We start from the raw sequence: 16,134 nt of genomic DNA, 5'->3' as shown, positions 1-16,134 counted from the left end.
AGCTCCAGGAGGAGTACCGCGGTGCCCGGACAGAATCTGCGGACACGCAAAATGCGGCGTACGCGTGAGGACATGGCGCGCACGGCGGCCAGGCTCTTTCTCACCCAGGGGTACGAACGGACCACCGTCGACCAGATTGCGGACGCGGCGGAGGTCCCCCAGCGCACGGTCTTCCGCCATTTCCCCGCCAAGGAGGATCTGGTGCTGGCCCCGCTGAACGCGAGCGGGGACGCTCTGGTGACGGCTCTTCGGTCGCGGCCGGAGGAAGAAAGTCCCATGCGCGCGATGCGCGCGGCGTTCGGGGCGGTCGGTCCTCCGCACTCTGCAGGAGGGCGGCGCATCCGGTGTCGATGCGTCGCTGCTTCGGCTGATCGGCCGGACGCCGAGCCTGAGCGCCGAACTGCTGCACCGCGCTTGCGGTCGTGAGAATCGGCTGGCCGAGGTCCTCGCCGAACGGAAAGGCATCCACACCGGTGGTTTTGACGTGCGCCCCCAGTTGATGGTCGCCGTGTTCGCCGCGGCCGGCGGCGTGGCGATGCGGGGCTGGTGCGGCAAGGAGGACACCACCCTGTCGCACATCGGAGCGCTGCTGGAATCGGCACTCTCCCACATGGGCCCGGGACTCTTCGGAAACTCGCGGAGCGGGAGCGACGGTGGCACGGTCACGTCACGGCTGAATGCCGACAGACAGATGAAGGATCGGCGCGCGGCGTTCTCCCGGGGTTGGGTCTGTGCAGCGATGACCCGTGCACGCCGCCCCCTACTGCGGACCCGGCCCCGGCTCGGGGCTGCAGACCTGGCACTGTGTCCGCCTCCGCCGCGGCAACCTCTGGGCCCTGGACGAAGCAGTCGAATTCAAGGGCGTGGACAGCGGCGACGATGTCGGTCACGTCCAGGCGCGGCGCGGCAACGGGGATCGCCTGGGTGTTCACCTTGGTTCGGTGCGGAGAACGGCTGGAGCCGCGGGCCGGTCCGGGCCCGCTCTCCGGCAAGGCACTCGTCGGGGCGCCGGCCTCGTCGGGGCGCCGGCCTCGTCGGCGCCTGCGCAGCGGCTGCGGGTCGCCGTCGGCTGAAAAAACGCTTGGACACCGCGGGCGCCCCCGGGGGACACTGCGATTCCTGGCCTCCCCGTACTCGCACGGATGCGTCGCCACGAGCAGCGCGGGGGCTCCGCCCTCGTGCCCCGCCTTCGGAAGACGACCCGGGCGAAGGCACTCACTCGAACCGAAGCTCCGCACGGACATGGGGCAACGGCTTCTCCCCCGGAGAAGCGCGTGACGAGCTGCCGCACGACAACACAGGGGTGGATGGGATTGCCTGAATCGCGCGAGGTTTCGCCCGGCGGGGGCTCGGTGCTCCTCGCCCTTCGTTACTACGGGCGGGAGTTGGCCCGGCTCCGGCGGCTGACGGTGCCCGCGATGCTGCTGCCGGCGCTGGGCAACATCGGCATCAACTACATCGCGCCGCTGCTCGTCGCGAAGCTCGTCGGCCGGATCGCCGGCGACGCCGGAATCGCCATCGGCTCGACGCTGCCCTACATCCTCGGCTTCGCCGGCGTCCTGCTGCTCGCGGAGACGCTGTGGCGCGTCGGCCTGCACTGCCTGAACCGCCTTGACGCCCTCGGCATCGAGCACCTGTACGTGATCGGCATGGACGAGCTGTTCGCCAAGGACGCCACGTTCTTCCACGACAACTTCGCCGGGTCGCTGACCAAGCGGGTCCTGAGCTTCGCGTCCCGCTTCGAGGAGTTCGTCGACACGCTGACGTTCTCGGTCGTGGGCAGCTTCGTGCCCCTGGTGTTCGGGTCGGTGGTGCTCTGGCACTACGAACCGCTGCTCGTTGTCGGGCTCTTGGCGATGATCGCACTGACGGCGCTGTGCGTGACGCCCCTCATCCGCCGCCGCCAGGCGCTCGTCGACCAGCGTGAGGAGGCGATCGCCCGGGTGTCGGGCCACGTCGCCGACAGCCTGATGAACATGGACACGGTCCGGGCATTCGCCGCCGAGGAGCGCGAGGCAGCCGAGCACCGTTCCCGCGTCGCGGTGTCGCGGCGGCTCACGTTGCGGTCGTGGGACTACGGCAACCTGCGCATCGACACACTGGTCGCACCGATGTCCGTGCTGACCAACGCGCTGGGCCTGCTGCTCGCGGTCGCGATCGGCGGGAACGGGCACGGCGTGGAGGCGATCGTGGTCGCCTTCACGTACTACACCAACGCAACGCGGATCATGTTCGAGTTCAACCAGATCTACCGCCGCCTGGAGAGCTCGATGACGGAGGCCGCGCAGTTCACCGAACTGCTGCTGAGGCCACCGACCGTTCTCGACCCGGCATCGCCGGAGCCGCTGCTGTCCCGGGCCGCCGACGTCCACTTCGAGCACGTGACCTTCGCCCACGCAGGCGCCGAGCCGCTCTTCGAGGGCCTCGACCTGGCTGTGCCCAGCGGGGCGAAAATCGGCCTCGTCGGCCGGTCCGGCGGGGGCAAGACCACGCTCAGCCGGCTGTTGCTGCGGATGACGGACATCGACGCCGGCCGGATCCTGATCGGGGGTCAGGACATCGGTGCGCTGCGCCAGGCCGACCTGCGCAGCCTGATCGCCTACGTGCCGCAGGACCCGGCGATGTTCCACCGCACGCTGCGGGACAACATCGCGTTCGCCCGGCCGGACGCCACCGACGCCGAGATCCGCCGCGCGGCCGAGACGGCGCACGTCACGGAGTTCGCCGACGCGCTGCCGGACGGCTTCGACACCATGGTGGGCGAGCGCGGTGTCAAGCTGTCCGGCGGACAGCGTCAGCGGGTCGCCCTCGCCAGGGCGATCCTTCGCGACGCGCCGATCCTGCTGCTCGACGAGGCGACCAGCGCCCTGGACTCCGAGAGCGAGATCCTCGTCCAGGAGGCGCTGTGGCGGCTCATGGAGGGGCGGACTGCGCTCGTGGTGGCGCACCGCCTGAGCACGGTCGCCACCATGGACCGGCTCGTCGTCCTCGACCGCGGACGGATTGTCGAGCAGGGCACGCACCAGGAACTGCTCGCGTCGGACGGCGCCTACGCGAAGCTGTGGCAGCACCAGTCGGGCGGCTTCCTCGACGACGCCCCCGCGCGGGCCGACCTGCACTGAATGCGAGCCCGGCGGGTATGGCCCCGCGCCTGCCGGCACCGTCGTCCGTACTGGTCGGACAGTTCTGCCTGGTTCGTGGGGTTACCCCGGCCCGGTGCCGCTGCTGCCCGCCCGGGCGGTTCGACCCTCATGCCCGGCCGGCACCGGCAGCCCGCCGCGCTTCATGAGGTGACCCCGCACAGGCAGCGCTGCAAGGCCCGAAGAAGAGGGAGCCGAAACGGACGTGCCGGACAGCCCTCATGCCGACGCTTCCGTGACGAGGAATCCGGCGCGGAGCAGGACAACAGCCGGGAACGTCTCCACACAGGCACCGCCCGGCGATGCGGGACTCATCCACTGGCGTCAGGCGCGCCCGTGGATCCGCCACCCGTGGTCCACCGGCCCGATGCCGGCCCCCAGCGCGAACCCCGCCGCGATCGCCGCGGTGACGTAGTCCTTGGCCCGGCGTACCGCATCCGGTACCGGGTGGCCCTGTGCCAGGCCCACCGCGATGGCCGAGGCGAGCGTACAGCCCGTGCCGTGGGTGTGGCGGTTGTCGTGCCGCAGGGCGCGCAGCCAGTGCTCCGCCTCGCCGTCCGTCAGCAGGTCCGCCGCCTCGCCCGGCAGGTGGCCGCCCTTCACCACCACCCAGCGGGGCCCGTACGTGAGCAGCCGCGCGGCGGCGCGGCGCATACCTGCTTCGTCCGTCACCGTGATGCCGGTGAGCTGCGCGACCTCGTCGAGATTCGGCGTGGCCACCGTCGCGACCGGCAGCAGCGCGGTCCGCACGGCATCCAGCGCGTCATCGGCCAGCAGCTTGTCGCCGTGCTTGGACACGCTCACCGGGTCCACGACGACCGGGGCCGCCACGTCCGACAAGAGCTCGGCGACCACCGTGACCAGCTCGGGAGAGGAGAGCATCCCCGTCTTGACCGCCTGGACACCGATGTCGTCCACGACACTGCGGTACTGCGCGCGCACCGCCTCCACGGGGAGTTCCCATGCGCCCTGCACGCCCAGGGAGTTCTGTGCCGTGACAGCCGTGAGCACGCTCATTCCGTGGGCGCCGAGCGCCAGCATGGTCTTCAGGTCGGCCTGGATTCCGGCTCCTCCGCCGGAGTCGGATCCGGCGATCGTCAACACGCGGGGCGGCGCGGTCATGCGTGGCTCTCCTCTCGGTTGCAGGTCCATGCCCGGGCGTATGCGCAGGCCGCTGCCCGGGGGTCCTCGGCAGCGCAGATGCCGGAGACGGCGGCGGCACCCATCGCCCCGGCATCCCGCAGGCGTGGCAGGTCGGCCGGGGTGACGCCGCCGATGGCCACGGCCGGCAGGTCGCTGAGCCGGGCGAGGCGGGCGAAACCGGCATGGCCAAGCGCGGCCGGGGCATCCGCCTTGGTCCGGGTCGCGTGCAGCGCGCCGATGCCGATGTGGTGGACGCGTGCCGGATCCCCGGCGGCGGCGCGCAGTTCGTCGGGGGTGGCGGCGCTCAGGCCCAGGACCGCGTGCTCACCGATCAGTTCGCGTACCGCGGCCGGCGGCAGATCCGACTGGCCGACGTGGACCCCGGTGACGCGCGCCCCGGCTGCCCGGGCCGCCAGGAACACGTCCACACGGTCGTTGACGATCAGCGTCACCCGTTCGGGGACGACGGCGGCCACCTCCAGAACCGTACGCAGGAACGCCCTACCGGCGGCGTGCTTCTCCCGGATCTGCACGGCGGTGACGCCTCCGGCCACCGCCAGGGCGACGGTCTCGGCCACGCTCCGGCCGCGGGCCGCGCACTGGGCTGCGTCCGTGACCAGGTAGACCGACAGATCCACCGGTGCCGCGGTCACGAGAGCACCGCCGGCTCGGCGAGGTCGGATTCCTCCAGCGCGGCAAGCGCGTCCAGGAACGAGACAGCGAAACTGCCGGGCCCGGAGGCCTCCTTCGCGGCGAATTCGGCGGCGACCGTGTACACGGCCACGGCGGCCACCGTCGCGGCGAACCGGTCCTCGTCGACCGCCGCGAAGGCCGCCATCACCGCACCCAGCGCACAGCCGCCACCTGTCACCCGGGTCAACAGGGCATCTCCATGGGCGATCCGGGCACAGCGCACCTTGTCGGTGACGAAGTCGACAGGCCCCGACACGGCGACCACGCAGTCGGTTGTACGGGCCAGCGCGCGTGCTGACTCCTCGGCGGCCTCGACGCCGTGGGAGGAATCCACGCCGCGACCGCCATCGCCCGCGCCCGCGAGCGCGATGATCTCGGACGCGTTGCCCCGGATCACAGCCGGCCGCAGCTCCAGGAGCTCTCGTGCCAGCGCGGTGCGTACCGGCAGGGCGCCGACCGCCACCGGGTCGAGCACCCACGGCGTACCGGCCGAAGCCGCCGCCCGCGCGGCCTCGACCACGGCGGAGCGCTGCTCCGCGTGCGGGGTGCCGAGATTGACCAGGACGCCTGAGGCGATCCGGGCGAACGGGCCGGCCTCTTCCGGAATGTCGACCATGGCCGGTGAAGCGCCCAGCGCCAGCAGGACGTTGGCGGTGAACCCAGTGACCACCGAGTTGGTCAGGCACTGCACCAGCGGGGAGTCCGCCCGCACGCGTGCGAGGGCCTGTGGGATGAAGACGGTGTGATCGGCGGGTGTCGAGGGCATTCGGATTCGCTCCGTGCGGGAGGAAATGGTGTCCAGACGCCGGGGACGGCGGTCAGTTCTGCGGTCGGTGACGCAGCCGCAGCGGGCCGTATACCGCCAGGGCCACGAGGAACGCCACGTAGTACGAGAGGTCGGCGCCGTGCAGGGCAGCCGCCAGCGGGCCCACGTACAGACTGGTGTCCATGAACGGTACGGCGGCGGCGAAGGCGACGACGAACGCCAGCAACGGGGGCCATCCGGGCTGTGCCCGGGCGGTCTCGGCGGCGAGGTCGATCGCGGCGCCGCCCCTCGCCCGGGCCCGGGCGAGCCAGTCGACGACGACGATCGCCACGAAACCGGGAATCCAGTAGCCGACGAACAGCAGCACGTTCTGGAAGCGGGCCGTGGTGTCGGCAGCGTGCATCCACAGCACCAGAGGGAAGCCGAGCACGGCGGCGAGGGCGGCAGCCGCTGGGCGCGGAAGGCGCACTCCCACGGTCTGCAGCGCCAAGGAACCGCTGTAGTCGTTCATGGCGTTGCTGCTGAGGGCCGCCAGCGCCACGGCGAGCAGCCCGAACGCTCCCAGCGCCCCACCGCCCAGCAGCTCGTCCACGCCCGTGGCGGTCTGGTCGGTCAGCACCGAGGCACCCCACAGGCCGAGTGTCTGGACGGCCACGAAGGACACCACAAGGCCGAGCAGCGTGCACCCGAACATGCGTGGGCGCGAGGTGGTGCGGGGCAGGTAGCGGCTGAAGTCGCTGGCGTATGGGGCCCAGGACAGGGTCAGACTCAGCGCGATGGTGCTGGTCAGGACGAACGCACCGACCTGGTCGGCGCCGTGCGCGGTGCCGCTGCCGGCGGGGTGGACACCGTCGAGCAGCCGCCAGGCGATCAGCACGAATGCGGCCGCGAGCACGAAGGTCATGACGATCTGAAGCCGGTGAATGGCCTCGTAGCCCAGCACGCCGAGAACGCCCTGGGCCACCAGCATGACCAGGACACCGAGCCAGAACGGCCAGCCGCACAGCCGCGCGAGCGCGTCCCCGCCGAACAGCCCGATCAGCGCGTCCCAGGCGACCGAGGACAGCCACTGCAGGATGCCGGGCACCGCCACGCCGCGGCCGAAGGCGAGCCGGGCCAGCGGCAGCTGCCCGGCACCGGTCTGGCTCCCCCAGGTGCCCAGGTAGGCGGTGGGCACCGCGCCGAGGACGGTGCCCAGCACGACGGCGGTGAGCGCGGATGCGAAGTCCAGGCCGAGGGCGATGCCGACGGTTCCGGTGAACACGCCGGTCATGGTCAGATTGGGAGCGAACCATACGGTGAACAGGCGTCCGGGACCGCCGTATCGGTTGCTCTCGGGGACCGGTTCTATACCGTGCGCTTCGACACGGAGGTCGCCGGGGGCCGCCGGCATCCGTCCGTCGAAGACGGCCTGTCGGCCGTCGGCGGGCAGACCGCCGGATACATGCGCCAAAGGCATGGAAGACATCCCTCCGCCAGTACGAACTGGTTCAGGTTCGACGGGTGTGATCTCAGCCCTCGGATGGGGCACCCCGTGTCCGGTACGACGGACAGAGTAACCCGATCGCTCCGGCCCTCACATCGCCGGGAGCGGGTACTCCAAAAGGATCTCCGACAGGAACAAGGGGCTGCCCGGCCCGGACGGTCTTGCCGTCGCGGTCGGAGTGGGCGCCCCAACGGGAGGCGAGCCGGGCCACCGGGAACAGTCCGCGGCCGCCCTCGTCGCTGGTGCGCGCAGCGCAGGTGCGGGGCGCTGGGACTGCCGTCGGAGACCTCATGGGCCAACCAGCTGACTGACCATCAGCTCTGGGGTGAGGACGGGGGGTTCCACACCCCCGGTCGGCAAGCTGACGGGTGGTGAGGGTACGGGCGCGGGCGACCTGCGCGGGGTCGACCGGCAGCTCCCGGCGGACGGCTCGTCCTGCTTCCAGAACGCGGGGGCGGGCAAGGAGCAGGGCCGCGTCACCGGATCGGGGACCTGACAGCCGGGTGGTCGCCACGGCACCGCAGAGCCGCTCGAGCGGTCGTACGGGGCCGGCCATGGTGCGGGGCAGTTGGTCGCGCTCGGCGCCCATGTCCCGGTCCGGTGCCTGGAGGAGACCGTCGGTGCACCGCGCGAGGACGGAGCCTTCCCCGAATCGGCGTTCAGCGGTCTCGAAGGGCAGCCCGCCGCGCGGCCTGCCCCAGCGCCTCACCGTCATCGCGGCACGTGACCACCGCGATGCCCTCCCTCCGCGTGCTCGCTCACTTCTGGCTGAGCTTGATGTGCTCGGTCAGGTTGCCGACCTCCCTGCCGAGTTTCTGCACGGGGTCGGCGAACGAGGCCAGGGCGGACTCGATGTCGACCGCTGCGGCCGTGTGATGCTCCATGACGGCTGCGTGATGCTCCATGACGGCTGCGTGCTCCAGCCGTGCCCACACGGCGGCTTCGACCACCAGCGCGTCACGCTGAGGACTGGCAACCGGGTGCTGGGATGCCTGGGTAAGCAGCTCGCGGGCCCTCTGGGCAGGGGTGCTGTCGTTCATGGACCGAATCTTTCCAGCGAAGGCGGGGCGACGTGCGGTTTCGGGAGCGGGACACCCAGACCGAGCCGGTGGTGGAACTGGCACAGCATGCAGACGAGATCGCCGTGACCGGCGACGATCCCACGATCTCCCTTGCCCGGCCGGGGGCTCGTCCCAGACACGGCCGGGCATGGCGCGGCGAGGATGCCCGGGCGGATGATCTCGGCACATGGCCGTTCAGCCGTCGGCCCGCAGGGCGTGGAGCAGCATCGGCAGCGAGGAGTGCAACTCACGCTGCCAGTACGGCCAGCCGTGGGTCCCCGGTCCGTAGAAGTGAGTGGTCACGTGCTTCGCGCCCTGGCGTCCGAGCTCGCTCGCAAGGGCCTGGTTCTGCCTGTTGAAGTCCGCCTCGAGCGCGCTCGTGGTGCCCGGCGGGTCCAAGGGGCCGGTGGTGCCGTCACCGCAGGACAGGTAGACGGGGATCGACTTGAGGCGCTCGGCCAGGTGGAATGGGTCGTGGTCCGCCCAGATGTCACGTTGCGCAACCGGGTCGCCCCAGACCCTCAGCGGGTCGTCGCCCTGACCGGCGAAGAATCCCATGATGCGGTTCACCGACTCGTCGTTGAGCAGCGGGTGCACAGAGCCGGAGTACGCCGCGGCCGCCTTGAACATCCCGGGGTGCCGGGCGGCATACAGCAGGGCACCCTGGCCACCCATCGAAAGTCCCGCCACGACGCGGTTCCTGCTCGCCCCCCAGTCGTGCTCAAGGAGGAGGCGCAGCTCCTTGGTGTGGAAGGTCTCCCACGCCGGGTCACCGCCCTGGCCGTAGTTCCACCAGTCGCTGTACCAGCCGTTCCAGCCGGCCTCCGGCATGACCACGAGGACGTCGCGCAGGCTGTCGGTCCGCGCGACGTCGGTCCGACTGGTCCACGACGTGTAGTCCCCGCAGCAGCCGTGCAGCAGCCAGAGGGTCGGCCAGCGCCGGCTCCGGTCGCCCGGATCCCAGCCATCGGGCGTGAGCAGACGCACGTTCACCGTCCGGCCGCCGAGGGCCGGTGAACGGACCGACAGGTCGACCTGCCGGTCGGCGACCTGGGTGACCGCGACCACCTCGGCACCCCGGGACGAAGGCCCGATCCCGCCCGCTCCCCCGGCAGGTGACACCGTCGACGCGGTGGCTGGCGCCGACGGGGTCGACGCCAGGGTGAGCAGCAGCGCGGCAAGGACGAGCAGGAGGCGGGCTCGGCGGATCGGGATGGCGGTCATGGCGGCTCCTGGCGGTCGGTGGTCGCCGGCTCGGGCGTTCTCGGACCGGGCTGGGTCAGCCCCGGTCGGGCAGGATCAGCAGTGCGTCCCCGACGGGGCGTTCACCGGCCGCGTCGGACGGGTCGTTGATCACTTCTCCGTCGACCACCATGGTGGTCGACCCGCCACCGTCAAGATTGACCGCGTCGCGCAGGCCGAGTGCCCGGGCGACGGCGGCGCTCTCGGGGATGCTCAGCCCGAGCGCGTTCGTGCTGCGTCCGTCGGCCGTGACCAGTACGGTCCTGCCGACGGCGTCCACCCCGGCCAGCGTGCGTGGATTGCGCTTGTGCACCCAGCCGTAGTAGAAGCTCGCGTTGCCGGGCTGCACCATCCCGTCGGTCGCAGCCGTGACGTGCAGGCGTCCGTCGCGGACCAGTTCGGGACCGCCGTTGAGGATGCTCGTCGCCGGTGACGGGGAGACCTTACGGCCGCTGCCGTCCCGCAACGTTCTCTCGACGCGCAGGGGCCGGCCGACCTGCGCCAGGGCGGCCAGCTCGGCGACGCAGGTGCCGGTCGCCTGCACGGAGCTGCCGCCGACCGGCAGCGGTCCGCCGCGTGGTGAGCGCAGCTCCAGGACACGTCCGCGGGTGTCCAGTACGGCCTCGATGCCGTCGCCCTGAGGCGTCTGCCGACCGTATTCAGGCGTGAAGGCGACGAGCTCGTCGCGGTCGGTGCAGGTCACGTCGTGCAGGGGCAGCGAGGTCGGAGTGTCGTCGGCGGTGCCGCCGCAGTTCCTGATCAAGCCCGGCACGCGGTCGATGCCGTCCAGGGGCTGCGACGCGTCCCGGCCGACGACCCGCCCCTTCCAGGTGAGGCGGGTGATCCTGCTGTGCCGGCCGGAGTCGCGCATCACCAGGCCGGGGCGCCCGTTGACCGGCTCGCTCAGCAGCCGGCCGTCGTAGACGCCGACGCCGGCCGGATCGCCCGGTGCTCCGGCTCGCGGGTCGAGGACGAAGAACCCGGCGTTGACCGCTGCGGTCGCGCCGGCCGCGGCCGCCAGCTCACTGGTCTTCTCGCGGTTCTCCAGATCGGGACCGTACGACGCCTTGAGCCCGCCGCGGAACCGGTCCGGGTCGATGGTGAGCACGTCGATCCGCCACGGGCCACGGTCCTCGGGGTTGCCGTCCCAGCCGGTGTACACGACGGACCCGGCGTACCCGGCCCCTCTCAGCCGGGTGAGCTCGGCCGTGGCGGCGGACTGCGAGTCGAACTGCCCGACCCGCACCCGCCACCCAAGCGTTCCACCGGCGTAGTCGGCGACGGCCGGAGTCGTGACTTCCTCGACCCGGGCGTCGAAGCCGTCCCCCTGAACGTCGGCAGTCAGCTCGTCGGCGCTCGCCCGGTCCTTCAGCGCCGTCGGCGGCGCGTCGGGGTCCGGCGAGGTGGCACCGCCGGGTATGGAAACCTCGACCGTCCACGCAAGCGCCGGGGCGTCGGCACCGCGCACGATCCGCGTGAGGGTGACACCGGGCTGCAGCGTCCGCGTGCTGCGGGTCTCGGTCAAGCCGACGGCGCCCAGCGGCAGGGTACGTGCCGGCCGTGGCTCGGAGGAGGCAGGCACCGGCAAGGCGCCCACCAAAGCCAAGAGGGCCAGGACCGTAGACGCGCCGAGCAGCTTGCTGTTCACGTACCCCCCTCGGAAAGATCGGCCCAGCAACGGTGCGTGCGATTGCGACCGCCAGTCAAGGCGTGTGCACGTCAATAATCTCGGTCCGTTGTCCTGGCTCCGCTCGGGCAGGGACCGAGCTGGAACTTCGGCTGTACGAGTTGACAACCGCTTGGACCCCGATCCAGGCTTCGGGCCCGTCAGGTCCCCCTTGAGGGCCCGCATGTTGACCGATTGGATCGCACACCTCGGCCAGTCCAGTTCGCCTCGGAGCCGAACTCGTCCAGAACCAGATATTGCAGCTTCGCCCATATCCGGGCTCACGACCATTCCGCGAACCAGCAGTGCGCGGTGGCTCCGGACGGGCCGAACACCGGCGGGAACCGTACCCGGTGCAGCCCGTGGTCGCCATGACGATGATCGCGCCCAGTACCTCCCGGTCTCCGCACCGGCGCCGGCCACCACCCTTGGGCGCTTCGGCGCCCCAGGCACCACCCGGCAGCCACGCCCTGCGCGTCACCGTCCGCACCAGCCGGGAAAGACCGCAGGATCCGCCGCTGGGCTCGGCCTCGTTCAGCGCCTTCTCCAGCTGGGCGAAGTGGTTCGTGCGCGTTTGGCTCAGATATTCGTTCGAGATCAGTGGCTTGGCTGTCTTCCAGGCGCGGCAGTGGTCACGCTCGTAGTGGGCGACATAGGACTTGGCGAGTTCGACCACGTCCTTGAACGGGATCCCGTCGGTGTGGTCCCGCTCGACGACATCCTGGACGGCGGACATCAGCTTCAGCTTCTCGTCGGTGTCGAAGGCGTCCTCGGCCATGGGCTGCAGAACGTCCTGCGGGATCGGCTTGACCACCTCGAAGGCCGGTGCGGAGCGGAGGGGGTGGGCCTGCCCGCCGACCTGGTGACGCTGCTGATGGTGTGCGACGGAACGGTCGACGCCTCAGCCCTGGATCGCGACCCCGACGAGTACGCCACAGGCCTGTTTCCTGCCCAGCACCATCTGCCGCCACTTGAGGTGATCGTGGCAGTCCGGAACAGCGGAGGGAATGCCGAGCAGTTCCGGGGTGCCTGGATTCCTTTCTTCCGCCGCCGGCGCGACCGGCCCCCGGCGGTGTGGGCCGGGAAGCGGACCGGAGCACCGGGGAAGGGTGCCGACCCCGCACAGGGGTCGGGGCGCAACCGGACCACCGCCCGTAATCCGATCCTCACGCAAGGCGGGTGTGATCGCATATGGAGACACAACGCACCACAGCAGGTCGAGCGCAGCATCCGAACGGCATGGCCTGCAGGCCAGGACGCTGTCTGTCCTCGGAGAGCAGGTTCGCGGCCTGATCGCGAGTGTTGGCCTTGACCCATGCGCCAGACGGCCGGCAGAAGCCTCGGTGAACGCCGATGATCGCTCGGCGGCCTTCACGACGACCTGCTCGACCACCCCAGTCCGGGGTGGAGGGCTGATGTGCGGCAGGCACGGCCGGGCGCTCTCCCTCTTCTTTCCGTCGGCGGCGGGTAGCGATGCGTGGTCCCGCGCGCGGACTCGCTCCGAGAAACGGAGCAGCTCAGCCGCGAGACACAATCGTTCGCATGCTCGATCACAGGGCTGTCGGACAGCACAAGACCTCCGCCCTCCAGCAGGAGAACGAGGGCCCCGAAGGCAGTATCGCTACTCGGCCGTCGGATCACCGCTCGGTCCTGCCCGATGGCTGAAGGAGTCGCTCCTCGCCAGTCCCACCGTTCCCGATTGCTTATGTGCGGCTCATAGCCGGCCCGCGCATCGGGGCCGTACACTCCCGGCTTCCGTTATCAGCAGCGCAACGCCGGCCATCTGCTCTTCGTTCCCCCCGGCCACCTCCAGAAGCAGTCTGTTCAGCTCAGCGAACCAGCGACCTGCTCCGCGCGTTCATGGTCAGGGTTCGGGCCGTGGTCGCTTGGCCGGCACGTCGCCACACCCGGCTCAGGTGGGGCGTCACGGTCCGGTCTTTCGCGTACTTCTGCCGTGGCGGGGAACAACTCCTCTACGAGAGGTCGCCAGAACCTTGTGACCGCACAAGCCGACGCGCTCCGGGCGTTTTCTCGTGTGTCGCCTCCCACGGAGTCGTGTACTGCAGCAGTGAGCGCATCCACTGGGCGACATGGGGATTCCGCTCTCCACACAGAGCCACTCCTCGGAGGAGTACTCCGATGACCACCACACTCAAGATCACGTCTCTGCCGCCCACACACCGTGACCATCTCCTGAGCCTTGCCGACAACGTCTTGTTCCCCGCGGCACGGCGGCTCTTCGAGGAACACACCATCGCCGACCGCTTCTGGATCCTGAAGACCGGGGCGGTGACCCTCGATGCGCAGCTTCCTCATCGTCGTCGCGCGGAGATTGAAACGCTGATGCCGGGCGAGCTGGTCGGACTGTCCTGGCTCTTCCCGCCCTTCGAGTGGGAACTGGGCGCCGAGACATTGAGCCCCGTCCGCGCCTACGAATTCGACGCCCCCGAGGTCCGGGCGCTGTGTCGGTCGGACCCCGAGTTCGGATTCGCGATCAGTCAATGGGTCGGCATGGTGCTCACCCGACGGCTGCACGCGACGCGCGGTCGGCTGCTCGATCTCTACGAAGCCGCCGCGCGGGCCTGAGCCTGTCCTTGAGGGGCAGGCCCGTTTGCAGATGCTCACGGCTCTCCTCCAGACGAGGAAGCACGGAAGACCGTCGCAGCTCACACGGACCTGCCGAGAGCTGGGCTGTGGGCGCCTTCCCGTGATGCCGCGATCTCCGCTTACGCCTTGTCGCGGCTTTCCCAGGGGGTTCCCTCGACGAACTTGCCGGGCTTCAGGCCCGTGTAGACCTCGAAGAAGTGGGTGATCGCCAGCAGGTCGAGGCCAGGGCCGTCACCCATGCCCTGCCTTGGGCAACCGGGGTGCCCCGGCAGCCGGGATCCACACCGCAGTCAGTCAATCCATATACCTCGCATGAATTGCCCCGCCAAGAGTCGGCTCAGGTCCCTGGGTGACCAGTCCGGCGTCTCGGCGCTGGGCGGCGTACGCATGAGCGCTTCGTCCGTGCGCGACAGCACTGCCTGCCCCGGCGAGGTTCAGACACGTGGCCGGTATCCCAGTGCCCTTGTGATCTCTCCAGCGTTCGCGTACCGGTCGTCCACGGGAAGTTCTCGCACCGCGTCCATCAGCGCGTCCGGAGCGTACGCGCCGGAAAGAGTGCGCAAGAGGGACGCACGGTCCGCAGGGAAGACCGCGCGGCTCAGGCGACGCGCGAGTTCAGCTCTGAGTTCCTCGGCCTCGGCCTCGGCGCGCGCTCGCTCTCGTTCCTCACCAGGTGGGGGGACGGGACCGCCCGGGTCAACGCGCACGTCGTCGTCGGCGGGAGGCTCGGGGTCGTACGCCTCGTTTGCGCGGGTGGTGTGGCCGGACCGCAGGAGCCCCTGCAGTGTATGCTTGCGCTGATCGTCCTCGTGGGGGCTGAGACGGCTGCTTCCTCGGTCCATGGTGGGGACACCTCCTTGCCGGTCGGGTGTGCATCCGCCCGGTCAGTCCTTGGACAGCGCTTCAAGCAAGTCCCCCGACGGCCGGGTCGGGCAAGACGCGGGCGACGTCTGCCTGGGCAACCATGCCGACCAGGGTATGGCCGTCGACGACGGGCAGCCGACGCACCTTGTGGGTACTCATCGTGCGCAGGACCTCCCATGCCTCGTCGTCCGCGCCGATGGTGACGGCTTGGCCCTGAGCCACTTCACCAGCAGTGGGTGCCACGGGATCCTTGTCGGCCGCCAGAATCTTGGTCACGATGTCACGGTCAGTGAGCACTCACTTCAGGCGCTCGTCCTGACCACAGATGGACATCCGACCCCCAGCTCCGCCATCCTGTGAGCCGCGGGCAGGACAGAATCGTTTGCGCCGCGCGAGCAACTGGTCGAGCAGACGGCAGTCACCATTCCACCCAACTGTGCGACCCGTACGGCCAAGTCCACCCCACTTCCCGTTCCCGGGTCCAGCACAGCCGCCCGTGGTTCCAGGTTCCCCTCTAAAGACTCCGGTCGCCTCTCGAAACAACCCGTCTGCGCTCATGGCCGGCCGGGCACCCTCTGGTCCTGACCACTGAAGAAGTCGCAGGGCGGCGCGAGGGGTTCGGCTGGATCACTGTCGATTCCATCCCGGGGCAGGTCGCGGCTGTTCCGCGCTGAGCGGCTGGTGGTATTCGATGGGTAACCGCTTCGGCGCGGGCGGTAAGTGGGCAGACACCCGAGCATGCAGATATGCGCTATGTCACTCCGGATATCCTGATCACAAGCCGGACGCGCCTGGCCTGAAAGCTTCGTCCCGGCGTTCATCCAGAAGTTCGGTGGCGCACAACGCAAGGACGAGAGCCATGACCGGTGACGGAAACCCTGCCGCGTTGCGGAGGGATGCCGCTCTCATGCACATCCACAACGAGGCTCCGGCTCGGCCGGCCGTGACGGCATCCGTGCCCGTGGCCCCCCGCACCGGCGGGCCGGACCCCACGCGCCGACATGTGACCGGGGACCCGGCCGCCCTCTGCCGCATGACCGCTCATCAAGTACAGCAGATATCCATCGAAACCCAAACGAACGCGTCTGTCCAGCGGCGATGGCCTGGACTTCGCAGCAGATACTCCGGAGGCTGCAGACTCCGCCGAGACCCAGGACAGCGGCTGCAGCAGCAGGTCGTAGCAGAGATCCGATGGGACACGACGTACGGGGCGGAGCTTGCAAGGACATCAAACCCAGCATCCCGCGGCCGAGCAGCGCAGCCGAACCCACCGACGCGAGACGCCCCGTCCCGGACAAGTCCGCGGCGAGAGGACTCCATCGTCGGCAGGGCACTGCGGTGAAAAATCTGCGGGAGTGTGATGGATGAGGTCGGTTCCACGGCCGCACGGGCCCGTGCGGCCGTAGCGGGCCTTCGTGTCCTGGCCGGCCCTGCGGACGACGGGATGGGAGCCGTCGGATATGCCT

Annotated in this window: 15 protein-coding genes, 1 pseudogene and 1 riboswitch; of the genes and pseudogenes, 6 read left to right on the top strand and 10 right to left on the bottom strand. The window is 70.2% G+C overall.

What is annotated here, in order from left to right; translation table 11 throughout:
* Window positions 1-51: 51 nt before the first annotated feature.
* Genes ACIPEK_RS27075 through ACIPEK_RS27065 form a run of 3 tightly spaced genes read left to right on the top strand, consistent with a single transcriptional unit; the run spans window position 52 to window position 3,122 of the window.
* A complete protein-coding gene (locus ACIPEK_RS27075; RefSeq protein WP_402001137.1) occupies window positions 52-426 on the top strand; it encodes a TetR/AcrR family transcriptional regulator in 375 nt (124 codons plus the stop codon).
* Window positions 323-1,321 (top strand): hypothetical protein, encoded by a 999-nt coding sequence (locus tag ACIPEK_RS27070; RefSeq protein ID WP_402001134.1) that lies wholly within the window; start codon window positions 323-325, stop codon window positions 1,319-1,321. The genes ACIPEK_RS27075 and ACIPEK_RS27070 overlap by 104 nt, the downstream gene beginning before the upstream one ends.
* The gene (locus ACIPEK_RS27065; protein WP_402000945.1) at window positions 1,308-3,122 is read left to right on the top strand and encodes an ABC transporter ATP-binding protein; all 1,815 of its coding nucleotides are present in this window, start codon (window positions 1,308-1,310) and stop codon (window positions 3,120-3,122) included. Before ACIPEK_RS27070 ends, ACIPEK_RS27065 begins: the two co-directional genes overlap by 14 nt.
* A 342-nt stretch (window positions 3,123-3,464) precedes the next feature.
* Here ACIPEK_RS27065 and thiD read toward each other — a convergent pair whose 3' ends face one another.
* The 4 genes from thiD to ACIPEK_RS27045 all read right to left on the bottom strand — a co-directional run bounded on the left by thiD (window position 3,465) and on the right by ACIPEK_RS27045 (window position 7,201).
* Window positions 3,465-4,262, bottom strand: coding sequence for a bifunctional hydroxymethylpyrimidine kinase/phosphomethylpyrimidine kinase (thiD, locus tag ACIPEK_RS27060; protein ID WP_402000942.1), 798 nt, complete (start codon window positions 4,260-4,262; stop codon window positions 3,465-3,467).
* On the bottom strand, window positions 4,259-4,936 hold the full coding sequence (thiE, locus tag ACIPEK_RS27055; protein ID WP_402000939.1) for a thiamine phosphate synthase: 678 nt from the start codon (window positions 4,934-4,936) through the stop codon (window positions 4,259-4,261). Before thiE ends, thiD begins: the two co-directional genes overlap by 4 nt.
* Complete coding sequence (gene thiM / locus ACIPEK_RS27050) at window positions 4,933-5,742, bottom strand: hydroxyethylthiazole kinase (RefSeq protein ID WP_402000936.1); 810 nt, start codon at window positions 5,740-5,742, stop codon at window positions 4,933-4,935. Before thiM ends, thiE begins: the two co-directional genes overlap by 4 nt.
* 52 nt (window positions 5,743-5,794) lie before the next feature.
* Entirely contained in the window at window positions 5,795-7,201 is a 1,407-nt protein-coding gene (locus ACIPEK_RS27045; protein WP_402000933.1) for a purine-cytosine permease family protein, read from the bottom strand.
* A riboswitch (TPP riboswitch) is annotated at window positions 7,193-7,287 on the bottom strand. Its footprint overlaps the gene before it by 9 nt.
* A gap of 266 nt (window positions 7,288-7,553) precedes the next feature.
* Here ACIPEK_RS27045 and ACIPEK_RS27040 point away from each other — a divergent pair.
* Window positions 7,554-7,724, top strand: coding sequence for a hypothetical protein (locus ACIPEK_RS27040; RefSeq protein WP_402000930.1), 171 nt, complete (start codon window positions 7,554-7,556; stop codon window positions 7,722-7,724).
* A gap of 262 nt (window positions 7,725-7,986) precedes the next feature.
* On the opposite strand, the gene ACIPEK_RS27035 is transcribed toward ACIPEK_RS27040, so the two are convergent.
* The 4 genes and pseudogenes from ACIPEK_RS27035 to ACIPEK_RS27020 form a co-directional block, all read right to left on the bottom strand.
* Complete coding sequence (locus ACIPEK_RS27035) at window positions 7,987-8,268, bottom strand: hypothetical protein (RefSeq protein WP_383071948.1); 282 nt, start codon at window positions 8,266-8,268, stop codon at window positions 7,987-7,989.
* A gap of 216 nt (window positions 8,269-8,484) precedes the next feature.
* Window positions 8,485-9,513 carry an alpha/beta hydrolase gene (locus tag ACIPEK_RS27030; protein WP_402000927.1) on the bottom strand — a complete coding sequence of 343 codons (1,029 nt, stop codon included), beginning with the start codon at window positions 9,511-9,513 and terminating at the stop codon, window positions 8,485-8,487.
* A gap of 55 nt (window positions 9,514-9,568) precedes the next feature.
* On the bottom strand, window positions 9,569-11,179 hold the full coding sequence (locus tag ACIPEK_RS27025) for a phosphodiester glycosidase family protein (RefSeq protein ID WP_402001131.1): 1,611 nt from the start codon (window positions 11,177-11,179) through the stop codon (window positions 9,569-9,571).
* 105 nt (window positions 11,180-11,284) lie between these two features.
* Window positions 11,285-11,653: pseudogene (locus ACIPEK_RS27020) on the bottom strand (transposase); the annotation flags it as partial.
* Window positions 11,654-12,739: 1,086 nt separating this feature from the next.
* Between ACIPEK_RS27020 and ACIPEK_RS27015 the strand changes: the two are divergent.
* The gene (locus ACIPEK_RS27015; protein WP_402000924.1) at window positions 12,740-12,862 is read left to right on the top strand and encodes a hypothetical protein; all 123 of its coding nucleotides are present in this window, start codon (window positions 12,740-12,742) and stop codon (window positions 12,860-12,862) included.
* Window positions 12,863-13,336: 474 nt separating this feature from the next.
* Window positions 13,337-13,783 (top strand): Crp/Fnr family transcriptional regulator, encoded by a 447-nt coding sequence (locus ACIPEK_RS27010; RefSeq protein WP_402000921.1) that lies wholly within the window; start codon window positions 13,337-13,339, stop codon window positions 13,781-13,783.
* 455 nt (window positions 13,784-14,238) lie between these two features.
* Here the strand turns inward: ACIPEK_RS27010 and ACIPEK_RS27005 are convergent, their stop codons facing one another.
* Window positions 14,239-14,646, bottom strand: a complete 408-nt coding sequence (locus tag ACIPEK_RS27005) for a DUF2795 domain-containing protein (RefSeq protein ID WP_402000918.1) — start codon at window positions 14,644-14,646, stop codon at window positions 14,239-14,241.
* Between the two features lie 61 nt (window positions 14,647-14,707).
* A complete protein-coding gene (locus ACIPEK_RS27000) occupies window positions 14,708-14,944 on the bottom strand; it encodes a CBS domain-containing protein (RefSeq protein WP_402000915.1) in 237 nt (78 codons plus the stop codon).
* Window positions 14,945-16,134 lie beyond the last annotated feature (1,190 nt).

The sequence above is a fragment of the Streptomyces sp. NPDC088246 genome, assembly GCF_044741025.1.
In the GTDB taxonomy this organism is placed as follows: Bacteria; Actinomycetota; Actinomycetes; order Streptomycetales; family Streptomycetaceae; genus Streptomyces.
This window is presented reverse-complemented; position numbering and strand designations above follow the sequence as displayed.

Bases quoted from the DNA above. Each gene is read 5' to 3' on its own strand.
- ACIPEK_RS27065 (WP_402000945.1), top strand. From the start codon at position 1,308: ATGGGATTGCCTGAATCGCGCGAGGTTTCGCCCGGCGGGGGCTCGGTG.
- ACIPEK_RS27045 (WP_402000933.1), bottom strand. From the start codon at position 7,201: ATGCCTTTGGCGCATGTATCCGGCGGTCTGCCCGCCGACGGCCGACAG.
- thiM (WP_402000936.1), bottom strand. From the start codon at position 5,742: ATGCCCTCGACACCCGCCGATCACACCGTCTTCATCCCACAGGCCCTC.
- ACIPEK_RS27075 (WP_402001137.1), top strand. From the start codon at position 52: ATGCGGCGTACGCGTGAGGACATGGCGCGCACGGCGGCCAGGCTCTTT.
- ACIPEK_RS27035 (WP_383071948.1), bottom strand. From the start codon at position 8,268: ATGAACGACAGCACCCCTGCCCAGAGGGCCCGCGAGCTGCTTACCCAG.
- ACIPEK_RS27005 (WP_402000918.1), bottom strand. From the start codon at position 14,646: ATGGACCGAGGAAGCAGCCGTCTCAGCCCCCACGAGGACGATCAGCGC.
- ACIPEK_RS27010 (WP_402000921.1), top strand. From the start codon at position 13,337: ATGACCACCACACTCAAGATCACGTCTCTGCCGCCCACACACCGTGAC.
- ACIPEK_RS27030 (WP_402000927.1), bottom strand. From the start codon at position 9,513: ATGACCGCCATCCCGATCCGCCGAGCCCGCCTCCTGCTCGTCCTTGCC.
- thiD (WP_402000942.1), bottom strand. From the start codon at position 4,262: ATGACCGCGCCGCCCCGCGTGTTGACGATCGCCGGATCCGACTCCGGC.
- ACIPEK_RS27015 (WP_402000924.1), top strand. From the start codon at position 12,740: ATGCTCGATCACAGGGCTGTCGGACAGCACAAGACCTCCGCCCTCCAG.